At 39.2% G+C, this 24,955-nt stretch carries 22 protein-coding genes; 15 read left to right on the top strand and 7 right to left on the bottom strand.

Annotation, left to right across the window (positions count from 1 at the left end):
• The first annotated feature begins 157 nt into the window (after positions 1 to 157).
• Both ACSFXN_RS00430 and ACSFXN_RS00425 read left to right on the top strand, forming a co-directional pair.
• Positions 158 to 1,234, top strand: a complete 1,077-nt coding sequence (locus ACSFXN_RS00430; RefSeq protein ID WP_437148229.1) for a hypothetical protein — start codon at positions 158 to 160, stop codon at positions 1,232 to 1,234.
• 130 nt (positions 1,235 to 1,364) lie between these two features.
• Entirely contained in the window at positions 1,365 to 2,465 is a 1,101-nt protein-coding gene (locus ACSFXN_RS00425; RefSeq protein ID WP_437148228.1) for a threonine aldolase family protein, read from the top strand.
• Positions 2,466 to 2,545: 80 nt separating this feature from the next.
• Here the strand turns inward: ACSFXN_RS00425 and ACSFXN_RS00420 are convergent, their stop codons facing one another.
• The 6 genes from ACSFXN_RS00420 to ACSFXN_RS00395 form a co-directional block, all read right to left on the bottom strand.
• Positions 2,546 to 2,956 carry a GIY-YIG nuclease family protein gene (locus ACSFXN_RS00420; RefSeq protein ID WP_437148227.1) on the bottom strand — a complete coding sequence of 137 codons (411 nt, stop codon included), beginning with the start codon at positions 2,954 to 2,956 and terminating at the stop codon, positions 2,546 to 2,548.
• Positions 2,957 to 3,229: 273 nt separating this feature from the next.
• The gene (locus ACSFXN_RS00415; RefSeq protein WP_437148226.1) at positions 3,230 to 3,934 is read right to left on the bottom strand and encodes an MBL fold metallo-hydrolase; all 705 of its coding nucleotides are present in this window, start codon (positions 3,932 to 3,934) and stop codon (positions 3,230 to 3,232) included.
• Between the two features lie 246 nt (positions 3,935 to 4,180).
• Positions 4,181 to 4,927 (bottom strand): hypothetical protein, encoded by a 747-nt coding sequence (locus ACSFXN_RS00410; protein WP_437148225.1) that lies wholly within the window; start codon positions 4,925 to 4,927, stop codon positions 4,181 to 4,183.
• Between the two features lie 538 nt (positions 4,928 to 5,465).
• Positions 5,466 to 6,230 carry a WecB/TagA/CpsF family glycosyltransferase gene (locus tag ACSFXN_RS00405; protein WP_437148224.1) on the bottom strand — a complete coding sequence of 255 codons (765 nt, stop codon included), beginning with the start codon at positions 6,228 to 6,230 and terminating at the stop codon, positions 5,466 to 5,468.
• A gap of 423 nt (positions 6,231 to 6,653) precedes the next feature.
• Positions 6,654 to 7,316, bottom strand: a complete 663-nt coding sequence (locus ACSFXN_RS00400) for a class D sortase (protein ID WP_437148223.1) — start codon at positions 7,314 to 7,316, stop codon at positions 6,654 to 6,656.
• Between the two features lie 3 nt (positions 7,317 to 7,319).
• Positions 7,320 to 8,516: a processed acidic surface protein gene (locus ACSFXN_RS00395; protein WP_437148222.1), complete on the bottom strand. Its 1,197-nt coding sequence runs from the start codon at positions 8,514 to 8,516 to the stop codon at positions 7,320 to 7,322.
• Between the two features lie 618 nt (positions 8,517 to 9,134).
• Between ACSFXN_RS00395 and ACSFXN_RS00390 the strand changes: the two genes are divergently transcribed.
• The 10 genes from ACSFXN_RS00390 to ACSFXN_RS00345 all read left to right on the top strand — a co-directional run bounded on the left by ACSFXN_RS00390 (position 9,135) and on the right by ACSFXN_RS00345 (position 20,741).
• Positions 9,135 to 10,142 (top strand): peptidoglycan bridge formation glycyltransferase FemA/FemB family protein, encoded by a 1,008-nt coding sequence (locus tag ACSFXN_RS00390; RefSeq protein ID WP_437148221.1) that lies wholly within the window; start codon positions 9,135 to 9,137, stop codon positions 10,140 to 10,142.
• 431 nt (positions 10,143 to 10,573) lie between these two features.
• Positions 10,574 to 11,596: a lipid II:glycine glycyltransferase FemX gene (locus ACSFXN_RS00385; protein WP_437148220.1), complete on the top strand. Its 1,023-nt coding sequence runs from the start codon at positions 10,574 to 10,576 to the stop codon at positions 11,594 to 11,596.
• A 356-nt stretch (positions 11,597 to 11,952) separates the two neighbouring features.
• Positions 11,953 to 13,467 (top strand): murein biosynthesis integral membrane protein MurJ, encoded by a 1,515-nt coding sequence (gene murJ / locus ACSFXN_RS00380; RefSeq protein WP_437148219.1) that lies wholly within the window; start codon positions 11,953 to 11,955, stop codon positions 13,465 to 13,467.
• A 51-nt stretch (positions 13,468 to 13,518) separates the two neighbouring features.
• Positions 13,519 to 14,799: a hypothetical protein gene (locus ACSFXN_RS00375; RefSeq protein WP_437148218.1), complete on the top strand. Its 1,281-nt coding sequence runs from the start codon at positions 13,519 to 13,521 to the stop codon at positions 14,797 to 14,799.
• Positions 14,796 to 16,085 (top strand): nucleotide sugar dehydrogenase, encoded by a 1,290-nt coding sequence (locus ACSFXN_RS00370; protein WP_437148217.1) that lies wholly within the window; start codon positions 14,796 to 14,798, stop codon positions 16,083 to 16,085. The genes ACSFXN_RS00375 and ACSFXN_RS00370 overlap by 4 nt, the downstream gene beginning before the upstream one ends.
• Before the next feature lie 12 nt (positions 16,086 to 16,097).
• Positions 16,098 to 16,718, top strand: coding sequence for a sugar transferase (locus tag ACSFXN_RS00365; protein ID WP_437148216.1), 621 nt, complete (start codon positions 16,098 to 16,100; stop codon positions 16,716 to 16,718).
• A 104-nt stretch (positions 16,719 to 16,822) separates the two neighbouring features.
• Positions 16,823 to 18,004 carry a glycosyltransferase family 4 protein gene (locus tag ACSFXN_RS00360; protein WP_437148215.1) on the top strand — a complete coding sequence of 394 codons (1,182 nt, stop codon included), beginning with the start codon at positions 16,823 to 16,825 and terminating at the stop codon, positions 18,002 to 18,004.
• Positions 18,005 to 18,034: 30 nt separating this feature from the next.
• On the top strand, positions 18,035 to 19,087 hold the full coding sequence (locus ACSFXN_RS00355; RefSeq protein ID WP_437148214.1) for a hypothetical protein: 1,053 nt from the start codon (positions 18,035 to 18,037) through the stop codon (positions 19,085 to 19,087).
• Between the two features lie 52 nt (positions 19,088 to 19,139).
• A complete protein-coding gene (locus tag ACSFXN_RS00350) occupies positions 19,140 to 20,318 on the top strand; it encodes a glycosyltransferase family 4 protein (RefSeq protein WP_437148213.1) in 1,179 nt (392 codons plus the stop codon).
• Between the two features lie 156 nt (positions 20,319 to 20,474).
• Positions 20,475 to 20,741: a YciI family protein gene (locus ACSFXN_RS00345; protein WP_437148212.1), complete on the top strand. Its 267-nt coding sequence runs from the start codon at positions 20,475 to 20,477 to the stop codon at positions 20,739 to 20,741.
• Positions 20,742 to 20,873: 132 nt separating this feature from the next.
• On the opposite strand, the gene ACSFXN_RS00340 is transcribed toward ACSFXN_RS00345, so the two are convergent.
• Positions 20,874 to 21,260, bottom strand: a complete 387-nt coding sequence (locus tag ACSFXN_RS00340; protein ID WP_437148211.1) for a DUF805 domain-containing protein — start codon at positions 21,258 to 21,260, stop codon at positions 20,874 to 20,876.
• Between the two features lie 302 nt (positions 21,261 to 21,562).
• Between ACSFXN_RS00340 and ACSFXN_RS00335 the strand changes: the two genes are divergently transcribed.
• The 3 genes from ACSFXN_RS00335 to ACSFXN_RS00325 all read left to right on the top strand — a co-directional run bounded on the left by ACSFXN_RS00335 (position 21,563) and on the right by ACSFXN_RS00325 (position 24,924).
• Positions 21,563 to 22,267: a DUF459 domain-containing protein gene (locus ACSFXN_RS00335; protein ID WP_437148210.1), complete on the top strand. Its 705-nt coding sequence runs from the start codon at positions 21,563 to 21,565 to the stop codon at positions 22,265 to 22,267.
• 189 nt (positions 22,268 to 22,456) lie between these two features.
• The gene (locus ACSFXN_RS00330) at positions 22,457 to 23,503 is read left to right on the top strand and encodes a HEAT repeat domain-containing protein (RefSeq protein WP_437148209.1); all 1,047 of its coding nucleotides are present in this window, start codon (positions 22,457 to 22,459) and stop codon (positions 23,501 to 23,503) included.
• Entirely contained in the window at positions 23,500 to 24,924 is a 1,425-nt protein-coding gene (locus ACSFXN_RS00325; RefSeq protein ID WP_437148208.1) for a glycosyltransferase family 2 protein, read from the top strand. The genes ACSFXN_RS00330 and ACSFXN_RS00325 overlap by 4 nt, the downstream gene beginning before the upstream one ends.
• Positions 24,925 to 24,955: the final 31 nt, after the last annotated feature.

Genomic DNA, 24,955 nt, shown 5'->3' with positions numbered 1-24,955 from the left:
TCAGGCAGAAACAGCAGAAGTTTTTAGCTGAGTTAATTTCTTGTTATAGGAATTAGTTCTTTTTAACCCATTTTTAACCTAGGTGAATTAGCATAAAATTAGTGAAATAGAAAATGAAACAGAAATATTAGTGAAATGGGAAAGGGGAGATGGCGAATTGACTTTTTACTATATCGCAGCAAAAGGTATTTTGGGAGTTAAAACTAATATAAAAGATTTTAGATGGTCTTTTGGCTCTAATATGCCGGAAGGCACAATGGAGGAATATGAAGAATGTGCAGTGAAGATGCATATCGTGCTGGAGGATTTCAATGATGATGAACTGCTCGGAAATCTAGGCAGATACCATTTCTTCAACGGAGCTCCGGGAGAGGACAAGATTTACTATACCCGTAATCTTCCAATGAAGAAGAAACTGAGGCTAAAAGCAGAAAATTTATTGTCAGATGAACCTAAAATTACAGTAAACCGCAACTACTATAAGCTGATTACACATAGAATCATGAATTTGCATTCCGTTCATTATATTGCTACCGATTTGGCGGCACTTCTATTGTTGAAAAAAGGTTATGCCTCTATTCATTGCTCGGCTTTCAAAGCAGAAGATTCAACGGTAGCTATTTTCGCCCCGCCGGATACGGGCAAAACCTTGAGTGCTATGACGGCTTGCGGAGATTTTGGAGCAAGCTTCATCGCTGAAGATTTGGCTATAACGGATGGCAGAAATATCTTTTCTGTGCCTTGGACCAATTCGTTTGACCATTATGCGAAAAACAAGGAAGCGCAAGGCTCGAAATTTAGGAAGAAAGCAACCAAAGTTTTTCCGCCTTTAAAGGTTCTGTCCGCTTCAGCTAAAGTTCCGGAACAGGAGAATGCTAAAGCTAAAGCGATTCTCGATGCAGAAATTGTAACCCATGTAGCTATACTTGAGAAAGGCAAAGATGAAGTGATTCCGCAATCTGAAAATACGGCTGTCAGCAAGCTGATGAATTTAAACAGATATGAATTCAACTTTTTACGGGCACCTTTGCTGATTGCTTATGAGTTTTTCAATCCCGGTCTTATGATAGATGAAGGAACGGTGAAAGAGAGAGAAATATTATCCTCTCTTGTTAGAAACAGCGAGAAAGTGTTTACACTGAAAAAGATAAACCCAACTCATTATGCTGAAACGCTGCTTTTTGAAATGAAGGAAGAGCCGATGGGATCAAAGAAAATAGTATCGCTATTTTAAAAGACACGCTCCCTAAGCCTGTGAAAGCAGCTGGGAGTTTTTTGTTTGCATGAAAGGTTTTAATGAAGAAGAGAAGTGAAATAGTAAGGATTAATGGATCTGAATCTCGAAAATGGCGGGGGAGTATTAAATGAACGAGAAGAATCCTTTAAAAGAAACTTTTGAACAAACACAGTTTCAACTAGCAGGGCATGGAAAGCGAACAGTAAGTATATTAAAAGACGTAGTTAATCAAGTGGATGAAAACATTCAAAGTGACCATTACGGAGCAGGAAAGGTGATTGATGACTTTCAAGTGAAAATGGCTGAGTTTTTAGGCAAGGAAACGGCTGTCTTTTTTCCTAGTGGTACAATGGCACAGCAGATTGCATTGCGCATTTGGTGCGATGAAAAAAACTTGAAAAAAGTCGCTTATCATCCGTTGAGCCATCTGGAAATACACGAGGAAGATGGCTTAAAAGAATTGCATCATATCGAAACTGTGTTATTGGCCGATAAAAACAGGGTAATCGAATTCGAAGATGTCACAGGGATGAATGAGGAAGTTGCTTGCATTCTGCTGGAGTTGCCTCAACGGGAAATTGGCGGACAATTGCCAAGCTATGAGACTTTGGAACAGATTTCTGAATGGAGCCGCGATAAAGGAATCAAGCTTCACCTGGACGGAGCGAGACTGTTAGAAGTGCTTCCTTATTATCAAAAGTCAGCTGCAGAAATCGTTTCACTTTTCGACAGTGTGTATATTTCGCTGTATAAAGGAATCGGAGCCATCGCCGGAGCGATATTAGCAGGAGACGAGAAATTCATCAAGCAGTCGAAGATATGGAAGCGCCGGCATGGCGGAGATTTGATTTCATTGTATCCATATATCCTGCCGGCTGACTATTATTTTGAAAAGCGTTCCGAGAAAATGGCGCAGTATTTTGAAGAAGCCAGGGAAGTTGCTCAGTATTTCAATTCATGTAAGGCTTTTTCCACATTGCCGCTAGTACCAGTTTCTAATATGTTCCACGCCTATTTTAGTCAGCCAAAAGAACGCATCGCCACCTTGCTTGCAGAAGTCCACCAGGAATCGGGAGTAGGCTTCAGCTCTTATTTAACAGAAAAGACAGAAGAGAGCTGCTATTTTGAAGAGAGCCTAGGAGATTTATATGCAGACATACCTAAAGAAAAAATGGCGAAAGCTTTCCGGCTGCTGAATGAAAAATTAAGCTCAGCTATTAAGCCTTAATAAATATATGCTAAAAAACCGCTGATGAAAACTTATTTCATCAGCGGTTTTAAGTTCCGTCACCGGGAAAGATTGCACCGTTAAACGATATGCCATTTCTTGTATGCGGGTTTCAAGGTATAAGCCAGCATATGCTCCACGATTTCTCTGGTTTCCGGCTGTTCAATTTCTACCCAGTGGATGGTAATAGCAGATGGGAGTTCTTGTCGCGGGGCTTCTTCGTGCATTGAAGGGCTGCAATTTTTAAGTTTAGCGAAATGGCGCCGGATACGATTGTAAATGGGGGCACCTTTTCCGATATAAAGAATTCTTTCATTAGAATCGCTGAAAATATAAATGCCTTTAGTTACACCCATATTCTTTTTAATCTTATTGAGTAATGGAGTGGTATCGGTATTGATGAGAAACGGAACATTTTCAATCGATTTCCATTTCTCTTTATCAAACGCGTAATTTTCCTTTTTTAATAGATCTTGAATTTTTTCTCTCATTTATATTCCTCCTCACTCTATCCCGCTTTAAAGCCCAGTACGGAACTGCTCCGCAGCATCCTACTGGCCCTAAAAGTCCGATTGGTTCAACTAGCACTCAGCGGGTAAAGCTCCGCTGAGTGAGTTTCACTTTATCCCGCTTTAATGCCCAGTACGGAACTGCTCCGCAGCATCCTACTGGCCCTAAAAGTCCGATTGGTTCAACTAATCTTCAGTGGGATGAAGCTTTCCACTAAAGGAAGTTTCACTTTATCCCGATTTTTTAAATTTTTATTACATCGATTCTATACTTTCTTTAATGGCTTTATGAAAAGCTTGTTCCGGGTTTTTGATCATTTTGCCATGGCCGACAGCAAGCAACCGAGGGTTTAAATCCTTTAACTTTACAGCACTTTCATGAGCTATGCGTTTGTTCCAAGTGGCTAATGCCGGGAAAGGGAATAAGGGTTTTAGCGTTCCGCATACAGCTGCACCGCCTTTTGTATATAAAGCGTCTCCAGCAATCAAACTGCCGTTGCGCACGTCGAGAAATGAAATCGAGCCTGGCGTATGGCCGGGCGAAAAAATTACCTGCAGCGATCCGATTCGATCGCCTTCATGCAGCAAGATATCCGGTTGGGTTTTAATACTTTTTGGAACACTGCCTCTTATCGGTGTGTTCGGTTCTTCTCCCAAAAGCCGCTTATCTCCTGCTAGTAGCCGGGCATCCCTTTCGGAAATGCCGACTACCGCAGATGGGTAGGCTCGCTTGATAGCGTCTAGTGCGCCTAAATGGTCATAATGGGCATGGGTCAGAAGAATATACTTAATCGGCTTTCTAAGTTTCATAGCGGTCCGAAGAATTTCTTTTGCACTGAAGGGAAGTGCTGCATCAATAAGGATTAATCCGTTTTCTTCTTCAACAAAATAGCAATTTACAGGAAACGTCCGGGGCATAAAAGATAATTGATAAACAGTTTCTATGTTTGTAAGCCGCATAAATAACCATCTCCTTGAATACTCAAGTCTTTTAATCATTCTATCTAATATATTGCATTTTAGCGATACTTTCTTAAAAATTTGAAAAAATGAATTAATTGAATCCCCTTACAAAAAAGGAATTGGGTGTGGATGGGGAGAAGAGGTTCGAAAATAAACCGCCTTCGCAATATGGATAATCATTACGAGGCGGTTCCTATAAGGGAGCTTATGAATATAAATGTCATTGGCAATAAACTCATAGGGTTACAATCCTGCAGTTTGTTTAAGGATGTCTTTACGTAATTGAGCTTTTCTGTTTTCGTATTTCTTGGACAATTTGTCTGAAAGACTGGTAGGAAGATTTTTTGATTTTAGGTCTTGCTCCATAACGTCCATAACGGCATAGAAGATTTGATCTGTACGTTTTTCCAGCTTGGAAGCAGCAGCGCTGTATTTATTATAAAAATAAGGATAACTGATTTTTTGATCGTTTGCTTCCATTTCTAAATACTCGCTTTTCGCTAAGTCTATTAAGCTGTTAAGACTATTATTTGCTTGACGTTCAATTTCCTCAATAGCGGGTTCATACTTTTTCTCAATGTCCCTTACTGTGATGCCTTCTTTTTGGGATTTAGCAGAATTGCTTGCCTCACCATAATCTCCTTTTTTTGAATCATTGCCTTTAGCAGCTGAATCCTTTTCAGTCCCGGTTTTCGTATTTTCACTGGTTACAGACGCTACTGCCAAATCACTCGATTCGGAATAAGGCATGCCTTCTCTAAACTTTTCTGTTTTGACCGCTTCATCCCCCTCTTGTAAATGGCGCAGCAAATTCCCGTTTTTATCCAGGATGATTTTCGATCCATCTGCCAGTTCAATTACATATTCCTCTTTGGTAAGGATATCCACTTCTGCATCCGCAACGTTATAATCTTTAAAACCAAATAAATAGATAAGATATCCAGCACCACATATCAATAAGATACCTAACAGAAGCAAGAATTTTTTCATTTCACCATCCTCCTATGAGAAATATATAAATAATGCAGGGGCCAGGGGCAAATAAACTATAAATATTAGAATTGTTTGAATTTTAACACAAATAAACATATTTATCAATGCGTAATATAGGGATAAAGAATCTATTAAAAACTGAAAATAAGGAAAAGTTATCATCGGTTTCATGGAAAGTGACAAAATACTAATTGAAGTACATTTGAATTTCAAAAAATTCTTTAACTTAAAGTGTGTTGAAATACCTAATTGATATTCATTGACAATATGCCAAAATTGTACCTAAATTCTTTAAAGGGGAGGCTTATTAAAAGACCATGTCATGTTTTTATGTATAAAAAATAAGATGCCTTCAAAAGCTGATAGGCAATCATACTTAGAAACACTGAGTAAAAAGAATCGGTAAAAGCACAAAATGAACGTATCTTCTTCATTCTTAAAATTCCTTAATAATACAAATGTGAAGGATAACTATCAAAAGACGTTCTGCTAATTTAAGCAAAGAAAAAACGTAAGTTTGATAACTTATTAAATTTCAAAATATTCTTCTCTGCTTTGGTTTTTTTTGTGAATTCAACCACTTTTGCTTGAATACTGTAATCATAAAAATGGGAAGCTGAACCATTCTTTTTCCGCGTGTTGGTTGAGTTAATAACCTGTATAACCACTCCAAGTTGTATTTAAGCCAAATTTGCGGAGCTCTTTTGACAGTTCCGGAAAGAACATCAAAGCTGCCGCCTACCCCCATCAATACAGAAGCCTCAAATAAGTACTTATATTTGGCCGCCCATTGTTCTTGTAAAGGCACGCCAAGGCCAATAAACACAAAGTCAGGATTTGTATTAGCGATTTCTTCCGCGATATGATCACCGTGGCCCGAATAACCGTCCCGTATTCCAGCGATTTTAATGTTTGGGTAAAGCTCAATGGCATTCCTTGCTGCCAAATCAGCTATTCCTTTTCTTGCTCCAAAAAAATAAACGGATTTTTCTTTTGCGCTGGCATATTTAAGGAAGGTATGAAGCAGCTCGTAACCAACTATTTTCTCTTCTAAAGGTTGTTTGAGAACTTTTGAAGCTAACATTATTCCGTATCCATCCGGAATAATAAAATCAGCTTTTAAAAGAGATTCACGATAAAGAGAAGATTTGCGGGCAGTCATTACAATTTCAGGGTTCGCCGTCACAATAAAAACGCTTTTTCGATGCTCATCGATTTTTTCAAATACTTTTTTCAGTAAGGTTTCTCTGCTCAAATTATCAATAAAAGTATCTGTAATCATTACTTGGGATTTTGCCATTTCACTTCACCTCCTGTGCTTATTGAATTTTACTTGTACTTTCATCTCGTTAAGATAGACTGAATAATCTAAATTTTAAGTTTTATATTAACTTAGCATAATTGAAGCTGATAAGCAAAAAGTAATTGTTTTAAAGTTTATTAGTTTATGGAAGCACTGAAAAAGAATCAGAATAGGCTATATTGAAATGAGGATTTGGGTAAAAAGGAGAGCTAAGATACATGGGGGTGTTACAAAAGAACTGGAAGTAAGAAAGAATAATAAAAAGCCTGTAAACAAACCGAAGTTTGTTTACAGGCTTTAAAATTTTATGGAAAATGATTCTTTAACCTATTTTGCCAAACGGAATATCTATTGATCCTAAAAGCCTGAGTAGTTCAACTAACACTCAGCGGGAAAAGCTTCCGCTGAGTGAGTTTCACTTTATTCCCTAGCTATCAAATCTGCTATTAGAATATACCGATCCGGCGCATAGCCGATAAAGTCAAAAGGATAGCAGGTGGAGACCGTTAAAGTGGCTTTTGGTTTAGGCACAATAACTGTGCGGTCTTCTTGATCAACAATGCGGACTTGCCTTACTTTATAAGTGAATTTGCCAGCAGAAGTTTGGACGACAAGCAAGTCACCTTTTCCAACTTCCCCGAGTTTCCGGAATACTGTATCACGATGGCCGGATAACACGGAATTATCCGCTTCGCCAGGTAACACGCTGTCCGCAAAATGCCCTACACCTTTTTCAAGTTCTTCTTCATCTGTGCCATGAAATATTGGAAGTGTAGCATCGAGTTTCGGAATATACAAATCGCCAATATTTTCTCCTTTTGCAGGAGCTTCTGGATAAAGTACTTCAGGCAATGGAACTTTTTCAGGAATTTCTACTTTTGCTGGAGCAGCTGCAACGGACTCTGTTAAGTGGCTGTCGTTTCCAGCTTGACCGATTTTAAAAAGCAGATAGCCTTTTAAAAAAGAGGACGCATTTGTGCTGCTGAACCATACTCCAAAAACAATAAGGGCAACAGACAGGGAAAGAAGAACCAAACGTTTTATAGGTTTGGTTCTTCTTTTTTCACTTTTATCCCTTTTCATTTATTAAATTCCTTGCGCTTTAAAGCGGCGGAACAACACCACTCCAAGCAGAGCAAGTGTCAAGCCAGCAAAAGTATTTGCTGCATAATCGGACGCTGTGTCAGGAAGTCTGCCACCCTGGATTGTTTGTTTCACTGGTACATTTACTGTCGCTGGCGTTTTAGAAGTTGGAGCGGCAGGAGCAACAGGAGCTAAAATAACAGTTTCCTCTGCTTCTTTGATATCTTTACCGGTCTCCTTAATGATTTCATCCCCAAACATTTCCGCAGTCAAAATAATGTCCGCTAGGAAAGTTCCTTGTGTATTGTAAATTTCAATCAAAAGGTTGTAGCCATTTAGTGTTTCAAGCGCCAATAAAGTGCTTAGACTAATTTCTTTTTTATCGGTGCCTTTTACAAGGAAATATTGAGTATTTAAATCAAATAGCTCAAGCAAATCACTGAAGATGTCCATGATTTCTGCTATTTCCTCTGCAGATAGATCGTCGGCTGAATCAAATTCGCCAATCATCATCATGCGATCAGCAATTGCTGATGCTCTTTCTTGGAAAGCTGGAGTTTCAATAGGAAGAGTATTTAAATGAGTTTCCAATCTTTCTATTTCTTCACTTGTCAGCCCGAGCTCTTCGAATAACCCTTCAAGTTCAAAGCCGAAAATCATATACAGAGCAACCGCTTCTTCTAGAGCTTCGATAGACTCATAGTTTTCGATGGAATCCCCATACTCGTTCAAAAGTGCTTCTAATTCTTCTTTCGATTCAAAGCCATATTCTTCGATGAACTGCTGAAGTGCCTCATCTGAGATAGAGGTTTCATTGCCGCCATCCAAGTAAAAATCTACATAATAGTCCAGTTCTTCCGCGAATATAATAGATTCCGATTTAAGAACATCAGAGCCTTTTTCAATCTCTCCGTTTTTAACTAACAAGGCATTCAATTCGTCACGAGTTAGTTCATATTTAGTCAGAACCGGGAGAATGGCTTCTTCCGATAAAGGCGTTCCCAATTCATCAACTGTCCCAAATTCTTCTAACGAGTATTCCTTTTCATTCAAGTAGTCGATATAATCCTGTTTTTCCCATCCAATTTCTTTCAAAAATGCATCAAACTCTTTTGAGTCCGCTTCAATAGCGAATGCGGAACCAGGAAAAATTGCAAATACTAATGCTGCTGACAATGCCAATAACAATAACCGTTTCATTTTCTACCTCCCAGGTAAATATTGTAATATCTTGAATAGTATAACCGTTGAATAGGTTGTATGGAATAGGTATAAAATACTATAGAAAAGGATTTATTTTAAATAATTTAAAGCTATTTTTTAAAGAGACATGGATTATTTTTGATTTTCTTCTTTAAAGAATAGGGAAATTTAATGAATTTATTATAAAAAAGAAAATGAATCAAAGAATTATTCCTTCGTTTAGAAAATGAAAAATATGCGTTCCAGCCCTACTGCGGTCTGAAAAAGGCTCTACTTTAACTTCTAAGTTCTTAAGCGGATCTGCTAAATCAACATATAATACGGAAAACGAAATAATTATAATAGCGCTTTTGTCGCATAAGATATATAATGCTAAATAAATCTAATTATTTGAAAAATTTTAAATTCGATACTTTTCTTGGCTGAGTTACTCAAGCTCGCTGCTCAAAAGTGAATAAAATAGTGAAGCCTAATCATTATTGCGTGGCAGAAAGACAGTACGAAATTTTTAATGTCAAAGAATAAGAAATTTTGATTATTGCATTAAAACAGCTCAGCATGGTCAGCTATCAAATGGATTTTAAGATTATACGCTTATGGAAAAGGGGCAAGGTAATGAGAGACATCTACTTTGAAGAAAATTATGGCCGGTTATACGAAGAAATTGAAAATGGAAAACACGAAGTTTTTGAATTCCACCATTCTTTAGGGACAGTAAGGCATTTATTTATTAAGCGCCCAATTCCTATGCTTCTGAATGGTGTCGCTTATTATGACCTGGTAACTCCATATGGTTATGGTGGCCCACTCATCATTGAATGTATAGAAGGCAAGGAGAAAGAACTGGTGAAAGAATTTGGGATAGCTTTCCAACAATACTGTACTGATAATAAAGTAATAAGCGAATTTATCCGTTTTCATCCAGTAGAGGCAAATGCAGAAGCTTTTCGCGAGTGCTATGAAATTGTCCATATCCGAAATACTGTCGGTACCAATCTTGCTGCTTACGAAGATCCGTTTGAAAAAGAATTTTCTAAGTCGGCCCGAAAAAACGTCCGCCAAGCCCTAAAAGCCGGGGTTGAATACCGGGTGACAGCCAATCCTCCAAATGTAAAAGAATTTAAGAAAATTTATTATTCTACGATGAAACGCAATCAAGCCGATTCGTATTATTATTTTGACGATGCATATTTCGAGAAGCTGATTGAATTTTTCAAAGAACATATTCTATTGGTCGAAGTAATTTATGACAACCAGGTAATCGGAATGGGATTAAACTTTGTTTACGGAAAGCTGATCCATACGCATCTTTCAGGCACATTGGAAAACTTCCATCATTTGTCGCCGGCTTATATCCTTCAATACGCTTTGACTGTTTGGGGAAAAGAAAATGGCATTGACTTGATCCATGAAGGCGGCGGAAGAACGAATAGCCTAGAAGATACTTTGTATCTGTTCAAGAAACAATTCGGCAAAAACACCGATTTCAGGTTTCAAATCGGAAAAAAAATCTGGAACGAAAAGATTTATGAAGAATTATGCCATGAACTCGGCATTGATGTAAATGCAGAGTTTTTCCCAGCCTATCGAACAAAAGTTTTGAAAGAATATAACAAAGTCTGAACGCAAGAAAGCATGAATAAACCTAAAAGCTTCCTGGGAATCTAAAATGATTTCCAGGATTTTTATTTTGACATTTAAAATTCTCCTGCTTGTAGAGAAATGAAAAATCAATTGACTATAAAAGGTGGATAAGGCTGTAAAATAACGGCTGTATAGGGCGTTTAAAAACACATTGTCCTTAGCCTTTGTTCTGCTTGAACAGTTGGAAAAGCTTTGAAATCTGGGTTTATTATTATTAAGTAGTAAAAAAAGAGGTCTTTTTTAAATTTGTCATAGAACTTTTGATACTCTCAAGGTATAATAGGAATAATATTTTAGATAATTCAGATAGATTTACTGTATATACCAATTTCAAAATTACATAAAAAGATAGATGAATTTTTATTTTTTGAGATTAATTTTAAATATATATATGAAAAGAGGTAATAGTATTGGGAGATTTATATTTTGATGAAAATTATGGGCGTTTGTACGAGGAAATCGAAAATGGAAAATGTGAGGTATTTGAATTCCATCATTCACTTGGAACAATAAGACATATGTTCATTAAGCGTGAAATCCCCTTGGAAATTCTGGGTAAAACATATTTCGATATTGTTACGCCATATGGCTATGGCGGGCCTTTGGTCACTGAATGCGAACCCGGCAAGCAAGAAGAATTGACCGCAAAATTTATGGAAGCTTTTCAGGAATATTGCAAAGAAAACGATATTGTTAGCGAGTTTATACGCTTCCATCCTGTAATAGCGAATGCGCATGATTTCAAAAGCTGCTATGAAGTCTCGTATATTCGAAATACGGTTGGTACAAACTTGAAAGATTATGATGATCCTGTGCAAAAAGAGTTTTCGAAGTCTACCAGGAAAAATATAAGAAAAGCGCTGAATGATGGCGTAGAATTTAAGATCACCGTAAATCCGCCGGATCTCGGAGAATTCATCAATATTTACCATCATACGATGAAGCGTAATAAGGCGGATACTTACTATTATTTTGATGAAGATTATTTCAAGGAAATTTTAGGGTATTTCGGTAAGAATATTTTACTGGTTGAAGCAGTCTATGAAGGACAAGTAATTGGAATGGGATTGAATTTTGTCTATGGCGAAACCATTCATACCCATTTGTCTGGCACATTGGAAGAATTTCATCGTTTATCACCTGCTTATATTTTGCAGTATGCTCTTGTTGAATGGGGGAAGGAAAATGGATTTAACTTAATCCATGACGGCGGAGGAAGAACGAATAGCTTAGATGATAAGTTATACGCCTTCAAAAAGCAATTCGGCAAAAATACAAACTTCAAATTTTATATTGGACAAAAGATTTGGAATGAACCTATTTACGATCAATTATGCCAGGCAGCAGGTGTGGAAAGAGAAACTGAATTCTTTCCTGCTTACCGGTCAGCCGTAAAGCGGGAATACAGTAATAATATAAAGCTGGAAATCTGAAGACCAAATGAAAAGAAGTGGACGATCCGCAAGCTGGCGGATTGCCCACTTCTTTTTTATGCTGATTATTTCAAAAATTGAAACAGTTTAACCTACTTTTAACCTAAGCGCTTTAGTATAAGTCTCAATAAACAGTTTAAACAGGGGGGAAGGCAAATATAACTCGACAACAAATAAGGCGTTATAGCTTCTTCTTTGAAGCACCAGGATGTAAAACGCAAACGGCATTTTTAACCGGATAAATATCAGATGACCGCTATACTTCCCAGGATTCTTGTGTTCCGAATAATGCTTTTTGCATGGCCAAGTGACTAGGAAAAATCTACAAGAATAAGCAAAAAATGAGGTAGAAGAACATGGAAAAGACCGTTATTGCCTTAATGACAGTAATTATCGTAACTAAAGTGCTGGGCTTCTCGAGAGACATCTCTCTTTCATATTTTTATGGCGCTGATGGTTTAACAGATGCCTATCTGGTATCGACAGATATTCCGACTGCGTTCTTTTCTTTTATAGGTATGGGAATTGTAGCCAGTTTCATTCCGATATTCACTAAAATTCAGGAAAAACAAGGAATTGCAGAAGCCAGAAAATTTACAGCAAACGTGATCAATATCGTTTTGCTGTTATCGACGGGCATTGTGGTGCTCATTCTGTTGTTTCCACAGGCTATCGTTAAAGTATTCGCTTCTGGATTTGAAGGCGAGACATTGAAAATCGCTATCGACTTTACTCGTATTGCTGCCTTGAGCATCTATTTCACCGCATTGATATATGTCTTTAACGGCTATTTGGAAGTCCATAAGAGTTTTTTGCCAACGGTTCTTGCCGGATTGCCATTAAACATAATGATGCTTTTTGTCATTTATTTAAGCTCTTTTACGAATATTTATGTATTGTCCATCGGAACTCTCGTTGCCGTAGTTGTGCAATTTTTGTTTCTGGTTCCGTGGATACGCAAAACAGGCTACCGGCACAGTTTCAAAGTAAATCCTAGAGAAAAAAATGTGAAGAAAATGATGTATATTGCCATACCTGTAATTATCGGGGTTTCTGCTGATCAGATTAATGTGCTGGTCGATCGTACATTAGCCTCGCAGATTGTAGAAGGCGGAATCTCTGCTTTAACTTATTCCCACCGCATCATATTCTTTATCCAAGCAATTTTTGTTACCGCTGTTGTGACCGTCATGTTTCCAAAAATTTCAAAGCTTGCTGTCAAGCAGAATATGGCTGAACTTAAAAATATCGTTGGGAAAATCATAACGACTGTAGCATTGATCGTCATTCCGGCAGCGGTCGGCATCATGATTTTTTCAACACAAATCACTGAATTGCTTTTTGGCAGGGGGGCTTTCGAAGCGAATGAGGTAATCCTTACTTCCGGAGTACTTTTCTTCTATGCCGTCGGGATGCTCGGCTTCGGGCTTCGTGAAGTTCTAGTAAAAGTCTTTTATTCACTGGAAGATTCCCGGACACCGATGATCAGTGCTTTTGGAGCCATGTTCTTGAATGTCATCTTATGCCTCATTCTATCGCGATTCATGGGAATTAATGGACTGGCACTTGCAACAAGCATCTCGACACTGGTTTTCACAGGCTTTTTATATATTTCCTTGGTACGGAAAGTCGGTTCGATGAATTCGTTAAAAATCGTTCAGGATCTATTCAAAGCTGTGATGGCTTCAGCTGTGATGGGCTTCTCAGCCAAATACATTTACACGCTGCTTGATGAAGCGGGAATGGGAATTTTGGCTTTGGCTGGAGGCATTGGAGCAGGTATTGTTGTTTATGCCAGCATGCTGTGGGTTCTTCAATTAAGTGACATCGGCTATTACAAATCCAGAATAGTCGCGTTGGCGAAGAGATAAAAATATTTCGCAATACAAGCTTTTATAGTTTTATAAGGGGGTGCTCCAACTATGCTCTTCATATTGGCTCTGTTTTTAATGGAGATTTTGGTTACGTATATGATTAAAGATTTTATCCCGCTGGGTGATGCTTATGGCATGTTGATGCTGCTTGTCAGCATCGTGGCAATATCCTTGTATCTGTACCGGACGCTGGAAAGGGAATGGCTGGCAATTATTTTTATCGGATTTGTGGTTCGGGTATTCGTGCTTTTCATTGATTTGTATATTCCGTCCATCACTATTTTCTCAAGTGGCACTGATACTGAATACTTTCACGAAGTTTCTCTCCTCATCGCCAATGGAATGTATCCGTTAGAAGACGGCGCCACGAATTATGTTCCTTTCCTTTCAGCGATTTACTATATGATTGGCGACCAGCGGCCTTTTGTGCAGTTTTTAAATGTAGCTTTTTGGGTATTTTCAGCAATTTATCTATTAAAGGCCATGATTCATTTGAAAACCGATAAGAAATTGATGTTCATAGCTTTGCTTATTTTCTCTGCTATGCCGAACAGCATTTTTATGTCGAGTATTTTATTGCGTGAATCTCTCATCATCTTTTTGATCACTGTTTCCCTTTACTTTTTCGTCAGATGGTTTACGGACGGCGGGTTCTTCCACTTCTTGCTGGCAGTCGTACTGGCTTTGATGTCGATGCTTTTCCACTCAGGAATGATCGGATTTGTGGCTGCTTATGTGCTGGCGTTTCTGTTTCTCAGTACGAAAACGTCAAAAAAATCGGGTCAGACCATCCTGTATCTCCTATTCTTTGCCGCATTATTCGCCTTCATCTTCTTGAATGCCGAAATGTTCCTAGGGAAATTTATTAGTCCTGAAGGGAAGGTCATCACCGAAGTGGAAATCGGGGGTGAAGGCGGATCGATGTATCTGGCAAGCTTGAATGGTTTGACGGGCGTGGCTGCGATTCTGGTGGCACCAATTAAAATGTTTTACTTTATGTTTTCTCCGCTTCCATTAGATTGGCGCGGTATGGGAGATATTGTGAGTTTCTTATTTGATTCTTCGATCTACTTATTTTTGGTAGGAGCCACTGTTTTGGGGCTTTTGAAGAGTGACATGCCAATCAGAAATAAAGTCTTCATAGCGCTGTTTCTGGTTGTGACTGTATTCGTTTATTCCTATGGGACACAATCCGCGGGAACAGCCATGCGCCACCGCAATAAAATAATTCCGCTGTTGCTGATTACATTCACGATGTCAAACACTAAGCAGCTCTTAACGTTAGCGAATATTCGTTGGAAGCAGAAAAAAGGAGAGAGGATAGCATGATGATCGACAAGTTGAAAATAGCGGTAGTTGGGCTTGGCTATGTCGGCTTGTCGATCGCTGCCACTTTCGCAAAAAAATACAATGTCATCGGTATTGATATTGACGATAAGCGTATAGAACAGCTTTTAACAGGCATCGATAATGACAATGAAATAGAAGAATGGGAACTAAAGGACTTGAATATTGAGTTTACAACTGATCCAGCAAGAATCAATGAAGCGGGATTTATCATTGTTGCAGTGCCAACTCCAATTGACAGCTTGAACCAGCCGGATCTTAAGGCTCTTTTGAGTGCAAGTGCAGCAGTAGGCAAGCATATGAAAAAAGGGGCTGTTGTCGTTTTTGAGTCGACAGTTTATCCCGGAGCTACAGAAGAGCAATGCATACCGGTACTTGAAAAAAACTCAGGGCTTGAGGCAGGAAGCGAATTTTTTGTGGGCTATTCTCCTGAACGCGTCCAACCCAAAAACAAGAAACAGGCTTTTACAAAAACGAAGAAAGTTGTTTCCGGACAAAATGAAGCAGTCCTGGACTTTGTAGCCTCCGTTTATGGAAGTGTAGTTGATGCTGGCGTCTTTAAAGCAAAATCAATACGGATTGCAGAAGCGGCAAAAGTGATCGAAGACACGCAGCAGGACGTCAATATTGCCTTTATAAATGAAGTTGCACTTATATTTAATCGCCTGGGCATAGATACCAACGATGTGCTGGAAACTGCAGGAACTAAAAAAAGTTTCCTGAAGTTTACTCCCGGACTTGTCAGTGGGCGCCGGGTAGGATTTGACTCGTATTATTTGACGCATAAAGCCCAAGAAGCGGGCTACCATCCTGAAATCATTTTAGCGGGCAGACGAGTCAACGACGGTATAAGCAGCTACATCGCCAGGACCGTTGTAAAAAAGCTGGTTAAAAACAACAGTGCAGTAAAAGGAATGCGTGTCACTGTATTAGGCATTACTTATAAAGAGGATATGAATGAACTGAGAAATTCAAAAGTGCTCGATGTAATTGAAGAACTCCAGGAATACAGCATTGAAGTGCAAATTGCAGATATTTGCATTGATCCGGAGGAGATGGAGCGGCGTTACGGGCTAATCATCACTCCGGAATCGGAGCTGCTTCCAGCATCCGCTGTCATCCTCGCTGTCCCTCATAAATTGTATAAAGAGGCCGGATGGAAGTTGATTGAAAAGCTTCTCATCGATAAAAAAGGACTGGTCTTTGATATAAAAAGTACTTTGGATCCAGATGAAAAGCCGGAAAACATCGAGCTTTGGCGATTTTAAGGAGGAATAGAAATGGCAAATGAACAAATTGCTTTTGTGTTAAAGCAAGCCAAGTGGTCCCAATATCTGGCCCGCAGCAGTGCGTGGCTTTTCGCGCTATTACTGTTGATTATTTTGTCCCCGCTGTTTGCTTTAATCGGAATCCTGATTAAATTGGAATCAAAAGGGGCCATCTTTTTTACTCAAGTCCGCGGCGGTTTGCACGGCCAATACTTTACCATTTATAAGTTTCGGACGATGTATGATGAGCCCGAAAAACTGAGTCTGGACATTGATGTAGTAGAAAATGATCCGAGGATTACAAAAGTCGGATATATTCTGCGGACTACCAGTTTAGACGAATTGCCGCAATTGATCAATATTGTAAAAGGGGATATGGCTTTTGTAGGCCCACGACCGACGATGCCTTCACAGACAGACAATTACAACGAATACCAGAAACAGCGGCTTTTTGTTAAACCTGGCGTTACAGGACTGGCACAAATCAGCGGAAGAAATGCGCTTACTTGGGATGAAAAAATTGATCTAGATGTAGAATATATCAACCGAAAGAACATTCGATATGATCTATACATCATTTTGCAGACATTCTTTAAAGTGATCAAATCCGAAGGCGTTTACAGCAATGAATAAATGGGGGTCTATTCATACAGATTGACCTGTTGCTTAAACATTCATTTTTCCTACAATCTAGAACAACATATGGCGCTTGTCACTATCCAAAGGAGTGAAGTTGAATGGGAAGTAAAGTAATTCAAGCAGTGACAGTTTCAGAAAGTCTTTATTTTATGAAAGGGCAGCTGAAATATTTGGCTAAATGCGGCTATGACATAAAAGCAATGAGTTCAAACGGCAGCTATGTGGCAAAGTTTGAAAAACAGGAAGAAACACGGGTTCTGCTGATTGAAATGGAACGGGAAATTTCCCTTTTAAAAGACTTTAAATCTTTGGTGAAGTGCATTCGGATCATCCGCAAGGAAAAACCCGATATTGTCAATGCCAGTACTCCCAAAGCAGGCCTAATTGTCACTCTTGCGGCTTATATTTGCCGAGTGCCAATCCGCATCTATACTCTTAGGGGACTTCGAATGGAGACCACTAGTGGACTGAAAAGACAGATTTTGGTTGCCGCTGAAAAAGTAGCGGCGGGTGCTTCTACTCATTGCCTAGCGGTTTCAGACAGTTTAAAAAGCCGCATAGCTGAATTCGGTATTGCTCCAATTGAGAAAATTTCCGTATTGGGCAAAGGAAGCGGCGATGGTTTTAATATTGCGGAGTTCCAGAAAACAGCTGAAGTCGAAGAAACAATAAAGGCAAATAGGAAGAAATATGGGCTTACTGAAGAGCACGTTGTATTAGGCTTTGTCGGCCGAATGACGAAAGACAAAGGCATTACAGAGCTGATTGATTCTTTCCTTGCGCTACATAAGACTCATCCGAATCTGAGGCTGCTGCTTATCGGGGATTACGAAATGGCTGATCCGGTAGAAGAAAGAATACAAAAAGAAATCAAGGAAAACCCGTACATCATCCATACCGGTTACCAAGGAAATCCGGTTCCTTTCTATCATATGATGGACGTATTTGTATTTTTAACAAAACGGGAAGGTTTCGGAAATGTAGCAATTGAAGCTGCTCTTTCCAAAGTGCCGGTTATTGCTGCAAACGTCACGGGGGCTAAAAATACCATTGTTGACGGTAAAACAGGATTTCTGGCAGATCCTGAAAATCCCCTGGATATCCTGGAAAAACTTGAATTATTGATACTTGCGCCGGAAATACGCCGCCAAATGGGAGAGCAAGGATACAACTGGGCGATTGAAAACTTCAGCAATCAGGTGATGTGGAAAGAACTGGACCGTTATTATCAAACTTGCCTGGCTGACAGCCTGAAGCCTGCCGGACAGACCCATATTTAAAATAACAGATGGATAGAAGAGGGGGATTTTATGGAATACTACTATGTTGCTGCAAAAAATATTCTAGCGGTAAAAACGAATATTAAGGATTTTAAATGGTCTTTTGGCCATAATATGCCCGAAAGCACCCGCGAAGAATATGAACAGTGTGAAGTGAAAATCAATTTAGTAATGGAGGAGTTCAACGAAGATGATCAGTTGGAAAGACTGGGGAAATATCATTACTTCAACGGCTCTCCAGGAGAAAATAAAATTTATTATACCCGCAATTTAGCGATGAAAGAAAAATTTCGGATCAAGGCAGAAAATCTATTGTCCGATGAACCAAAAATAACAGTGAACAAAAACTATTATAAATTTATCACACACCGAATCATGAACCTACATTCGATTGGTTATATCTTGACTGATTTAGCCGGTGTTCTTTTATTGAAGAAAGGGTTTGCGCCAATCCATTGCTCCGCTTTTCAAAAAGAAGGTTCCACAGTAGCGGTTTTTGCCCCTCCAAGTACTGGAAAGACATTGAGCAGCATGATGGCCTGCATGGAACATGAAGCGAAATTCATTGCTGAAGATTTGGCCATTACGGACGGCGAAAAAATTTATTCGGTGCCTTGGACCAGCTCGTTCCGCTTTTATTCAAATGTGGAACAAAGTAAAGGCGCTAAATTAAAAAACAAAGCAACGAAAGTGTTTCCGCCTTTAGAATATGTTTCTTTCTCAAAAGCGACACCTATTACGCGTTATGTGGACAGTGATGCGTTTCTGGATGCTGAAGTGGTGACTCATATAGCGATATTGGAAAAAGGGGACAATGAGGTCACAAGTCAGTCCGACCCAGAAGCCGTCCGGAAGTTAGTTAATTTTAATCGAAATGCTTTTCACTATTTGAAATCTCCTTTATTGACTGCTTATGAATTTTTTAATCCTGAACTTGATATTGATGAATGTGCAACAAATGAAAAAGAAATTTTAAGCTCTCTCGTAAAAAACAGCAAGAAGGTTTTTTCCGTGAAAGATACCAATCCTACGCATTATGCTCAAATGCTGATAGACCAGATTACGCAAGAAACTTTGGTTTAAAAATGTGCATGTAGGCAGCGTTTGAAGAAAAGAGTGATAAGGGGGATTTTGCATGGCCATTAAAGTCATACACGCTGTTACCATTCCATTAAGTTTAAAGTTAATGAAAGGACAGTTAGCTTATCTGAAGAGAGAAGGTTATGAGGTACGGGCAATTTCTTCCGAAGGCGATTATATTCAGGTATTTGAAGGATATGAAGGAGCGAAAGTACTGACGGTGAATATGGAGAGAGATATATCACTTATTCAAGATTTTAAGTCTTTGATGGCATGTATTCGGCTGTTCCAAAAAGAGCGGCCGGATATTGTGAATGCCGGAACACCAAAGGCAGGACTCATTGTAACACTGGCGGCATTCTTATGCAGAGTGCCCGTCAGGATTTATAATGTACTCGGTCTTAGATTGGAAACCACTGGCGGCTTGAAAAGAAGAATTCTTCATGCCGCTGAAAAGATTGCCGCTACTGCAGCGACAGATGTTCTGGCCGTATCTCCAAGTTTAAAAGAGCAGCTGATTAGCCTGGGGATTGCTCCGGAACACAAAATCCGTATTTTGGGACAAGGAAGTTATAACGGGTTTGATCTGGAAAGTTTCAAAATGACTGCGTCGCTGAAGTCGGAAATTGAGCAGATACGCCATGCTACGGGGCTGTCTAGTCAACATACAGTGCTTGGGTATGTGGGAAGGCTGACCAAAGATAAGGGAATAGACGAACTGGTTGAATCTTTTCTTTACTTGCATAAAACGAATCCGAATTTGCGATTGTTAGTTGTAGGGGATTTTGAAGAAGGAGATGCTGTCAGCCACGCTGCAAAAACAGAAATAATGGAAAACCCTCATATTATATACAAGGGTTATCAGCATAACCCAATTCCATTTTATTTTTTAATGGATATATTTGTATTCTTAACAAAGCGTGAAGGATTTGGAAATGTTTCTTTAGAAGCTTCTCTTGCCGGCGTTCCAGTTCTTGCAGCAGATGTAACGGGCGCAAGAGATACGGTAATCCAGGGTGAAACAGGACTGCTGGTTGATCCGGAAAATGTAAATGAGGTAATTACCCAATTGGATTACCTTATCACGAATCCAGATTTTCGAAAACAGATGGGAACTCAAGGAAAAAAATGGGGAGAAGAAAACTTCAGCAATGAAACAATATGGCACGAGATGGATGATTTTTATCAAAAAATGTTAATCGAGCGAGCGGGTTTTATTGAAGAAACAGGTTGAACAGTCAAACAAGAACAGTGCTCAGCGTTAAAAATGAAAATTAAGATGCCGCAGCCATGTCTATAGGACGTGGCTGCGGCATTTCTATGATTTTAAGGCAAGATGAGTTATTATTATGTCATCTGATTAACTAATAAAAAATAAGAGGTGCAGCTGATGAAGTATTATGCAGTGCTACTGCCTATGGCAGATCAGGAGAAAAGTGAAAGATTCAGGCCGCAGCATTTGTCTTTTTTGGAATCGATGCGCCATGCAAAACATGTACAGGCAAATGGCAAGTTTACTGATGGTTCAGGAGGGCTCGTCATTTACCGTGCTCCTTCTTTTGAAGAATGTGAGTATCTCGTTAAGCAGGATCCGTACATACAAAACGGCGCACGGAATTACAAGATACATGAGTGGGATGCGGTTTGGGCTGAATAGGAAGTTTTCTAGAAGTGACAGAGCAAGTTTTTTGCTATTGAGTATTTCTCATCAAGTCTGAAATAGGTTCATGCGAATATCTAGTGAAAAATAGCCGCTCTCCAGTCTAAAATGAGAGCGGCTTTGTTGTTTTTACTTCGCCATAGCGTAATCGGAGTTCGATTCTTTCAGGCTTGGACCATAGGCGTTGCTGCCTGGCTGGCTGTCCAATAAAGAAAAAATAAATAATACAATCCATCCAATAATCGGGATTAAGACAATAAGGAACCACCAGCCGCTTTTGCCGATATCGTGAAGCCGGCGGATAGTAACGGACAGACTAGGTATGATAATGAGAAGAGAAAAAAGTCCGGAAAGAAGCCCCATACCTTCAGCTATATTAAGCTCAGCAATTGCATCTACTATAGATAGTACAATGTTGAAAATTGCACTGAATAATACGAACATCCAATACTCTCTGCGTCTGGAACGACCTCTAAAGACAAATGCTTTTTTAAATACATTAATAAATTCATTCATAGTTTTCACCTCACTTTAATGATTGGAACTCAATTGATTATAGCAACAGGAGTTTTATTTGACTAGAAGGAATTGATAAATATTTCACCTAAATTGGAATTATTATACATATCGTTGAGTTTAATTTACTATACAGAATATTTGATATTAGGTTATAGTTTATCGCCTTACTCAGCTAACAAGTTGAATTATCGCTTTTAATCTTTCTTCTTAAAGTTTAAACCGTTAAGAGTTAGGCAATAATATTTACTATGGCTTTTAAGAAAATGAAGGCGTATTTTAAAAATAGGAAGTGACAAGGTTTGAAAAAGGTAAAGGCATTATTAATGGGATCACTGATTGTGAATCTATTGTTTATTGGAGCAGCCGGTTTTATTCTGTATAAACAGGGCGGAATTTCATTTATAAAAGAACAAATTGGGAATGCAGCTTCACCTCAAGAGTTCCCAGATTACTACCTCCAGAAAAAAGATATTTTCGAATCGCTGAATACGGCTAAGCCCGACAAAGTGTTTTTAGGCGACAGCATCACGGACCACGGTGAATTTCAGGAGTATTATCCCGATCAAGTAGTTTTAAATAGAGGAATTGCAGAAGATACATCTAAAGGGGTTTTAAACCGAATTGATGAAGCCGCGAAGCGGAATCCCAAAGAAGTTTATCTTATGATTGGCATCAATGATATAGCTGCAGGAGTAGAAGCTGATTCTTATCGCAGAAATATAGAGAAAATTATTCAGTCTTTTGATGAAAATTCCACAAAGGTCATTCTCCAATCGATTCTTCCAATCAATAACCAAGATTTCAATAACGAGATTTCAAATGAAAAAGTTCACCAGTTCAATGAAATACTTCAAGAAGTTGCTGAAGAAAACAGCTTAGAGTTTGTAGATCTACATACTGCTTTTGAAGCGCCAAACGGCCAATTGAGGAAGGAAATCACGATTGATGGCATCCATCTTAAAGGAGAAGGCTATGATATATGGTTTGAGCAACTAAGCAAATAGTAGACTGTAAAAACACTTTCATTTTGAAAGTGTTTTTTATTATTTTCAGCTTCTACTCTTTTCTTTTCAATTATAGTAAGATGGGGTTAATAATTGTTTTTTATTTACAAATTAACTGTACTAGGGTAACGATTATACAAAATAAAAGTCTTGAAATTAGAATGACGCAGTAAAAAGGAGCTAAAACAGATGGTTGAAGTTTTTCTGTGGGTGATTGGGGGGCTCTTAGCATTGCAATTCGCCTTATTGATTGGATTGGTCTTATGGAAAACGCGTACGCTTTCTGCTGAACAGAAAATACAGCAGGAAGTGGAACGATTGTTCCCTCAATATAGTGGACTTATAGAAGGGACTCTTAAAGAACAACCGGAGCTTCCAGCAGGAGTCCAATTTCAAGCTGCCGTTATAGAAAGAGTTTTCGATGCGCTTATGTCCGAAGCTGCATCAAAAGATGAAAAGCGGAAGGTGACAGAGTTAGCCGAACAAAACTTGAGTGCTTTTTATAAAAAAGTGTTAAAAAAAGGGGAATGGGCCGAGCGGATCAACACTTTATATTTTATAGAAGATTTCCGGATGTTTTCTTTACGCGAAGCAGTAGATCAGCATTTCAAAGGCTTGCGGAAACAAGATGAAGAATACCGCCAATGTCTGCGCACTGCTGCCATTTTGCAGGATTCCCGGGTCATTGATGTGTTGATTGGCAATCAGATGTTGTCAGTAGCTTTTATTAAAGAGATTTTGTACAGACTGGATGAAAATTTATTAGCAGACCTGTCACAGCGTATGTCTTTAGAAGACAGCGCCTCAGAAGATCTGCTTTTTGCCTTCTTAACGATCAATGGCGAACAGAAAAACAACCTCTTCTTCCCATTTGTTGAAAAAATGATGTTGGATGACCGAAAAGAAGTGCGCATCAAAGCGATGAAGAGCTTGTGCAATTACGAGAAACTGGAAGACCCATCAAAATTGTCGGCATTTTTTAAGTCGGAATTTTGGGAAGAACGGATGTATGCCGCAAAACTGACAGGTGCCTGCGGATTGAATGAATTCAAAGAATCTCTAATTGAGCTGTTTTCGGATCCGGTTTGGTGGGTCCGGTTTGCTGCAGCAGAGAATATTTACGGATTGGAAGATGGTACGGGATTGTTAAAGCACATTGGAGCAACGAGTGAAGACGCGTATGCAAGAGATATTGCGAAGCATATGCTGACAAGAAAAGGCGGTGAAAGCCAATGAGCGGGTTATGGAGCACAATACTTGAAGCGGGTTCTTGGACCATCATCATCTATATGCTGTCTGCTAACTTAATTTATCTTGGGATGTTTTTGGTGGCCGGCCCGAAAATAAACCGGGAGAAGAAATTGAACCGTTTGGAACAAATCGAAGAAATGATGATTAACAAAGACACATACCCCGTTTCTGTGCTGGTGCCGGCATATAATGAGGAAGCCGGTGTATCCAGCACTGTACAGTCCTTGTTGTCGTTGAATTATCCGCAATTTGAAGTAATCGTCGTTAATGATGGATCGACTGATTTAACAAGTGAGAAACTGATTGAACCGTTTCAGATGGCGCCGATTGAGCTTGCGACGCGCAGCTATTTTAAGACTGGCAAACTAAAAAAAGCCTATCAATCAAAGCTTTATCCTAATTTATTTTTAATTGAAAAAGAGAATGGCGGCAAGGCGGATGCTCTAAATGCAGGCATCAATTTTTCACATTATCCTTATTTCGCTGCAATTGACGGCGATTCTGTACTGGAAAAAGATGCTCTTTTGAAAACTGTGAAACCGATCATCGATTCTGGTGGAAAAGTCACAGCGACAGGAGGGACTGTCCGGATTGCCAATGGATGCAAAATTAATAATGGAGTTATAGAAAAGGTTCAGCTGCCGAAACGTTCGTTGGAAATTATGCAGATTATTGAGTATTTTCGATCATTCTTAATCGGACGCCTCGGATTCAGCAGAGCTAATATCCTGTTGATCATATCTGGAGCTTTTGGGGTTTTTGAAAAAAGCCGTGTTATTAAGGTAGGAGGCTATAATCCCGATACAGTCGGTGAAGACATGGAATTGATTGTGCGCATTCATCGTTCGATAAAAGACGAGAAATCCGATCAGCGAATCGAATACATTCAAGATCCCGTATGCTGGACCGAAGCACCTAGTACCATTGCTTCGCTTCGCGCGCAGCGGATTCGCTGGCAGCGGGGACTTGCAGAGACGATTTGGATCCATCGGAAAATGCTTTTTAATCCCAAATATAAAGGCATCGGAATGTTCTCCATGCCGTACTTTTTGTTCATTGAATTATTAAGTGCTCTTTTCGAAGTGATGGGTTACGCCATCATCATCAGCGGTTTGCTGTTTTCAGTAGTGGATACCGAAATTATCGTTGTGATGCTTCTGGTCATGATCCTGTATGGTTCGCTCTTATCTTCACTTGCTGTTTTGCTTGAAGAATGGACCTATCATAAATATCCGGAAAGAAAGAGTATTGTGATTTTATTCATTTACGCTTTGACTGAAACATTCTGGTACCGCATATTGATGAATTTCTGGCGTGTCCAGGGAATCATCGTTGCCATAACGAAGAAATCAGTATGGGGAGATATGGAAAGGCAAGGGGTCTTCTCGAAAGAAGAAGGCATATAAAAAAGAAAGTCCGCAATTGCGGACTTTCTTT

Origin of the sequence: Planococcus sp. 1R117A, assembly GCF_051417975.1 — a bacterium.
GTDB lineage: Bacteria > Bacillota > Bacilli > Bacillales_A > Planococcaceae > Planococcus > Planococcus shenhongbingii.
Note: the sequence above shows the minus strand (reverse complement) of the source record. Positions and strands in the feature narration are given on the sequence as shown.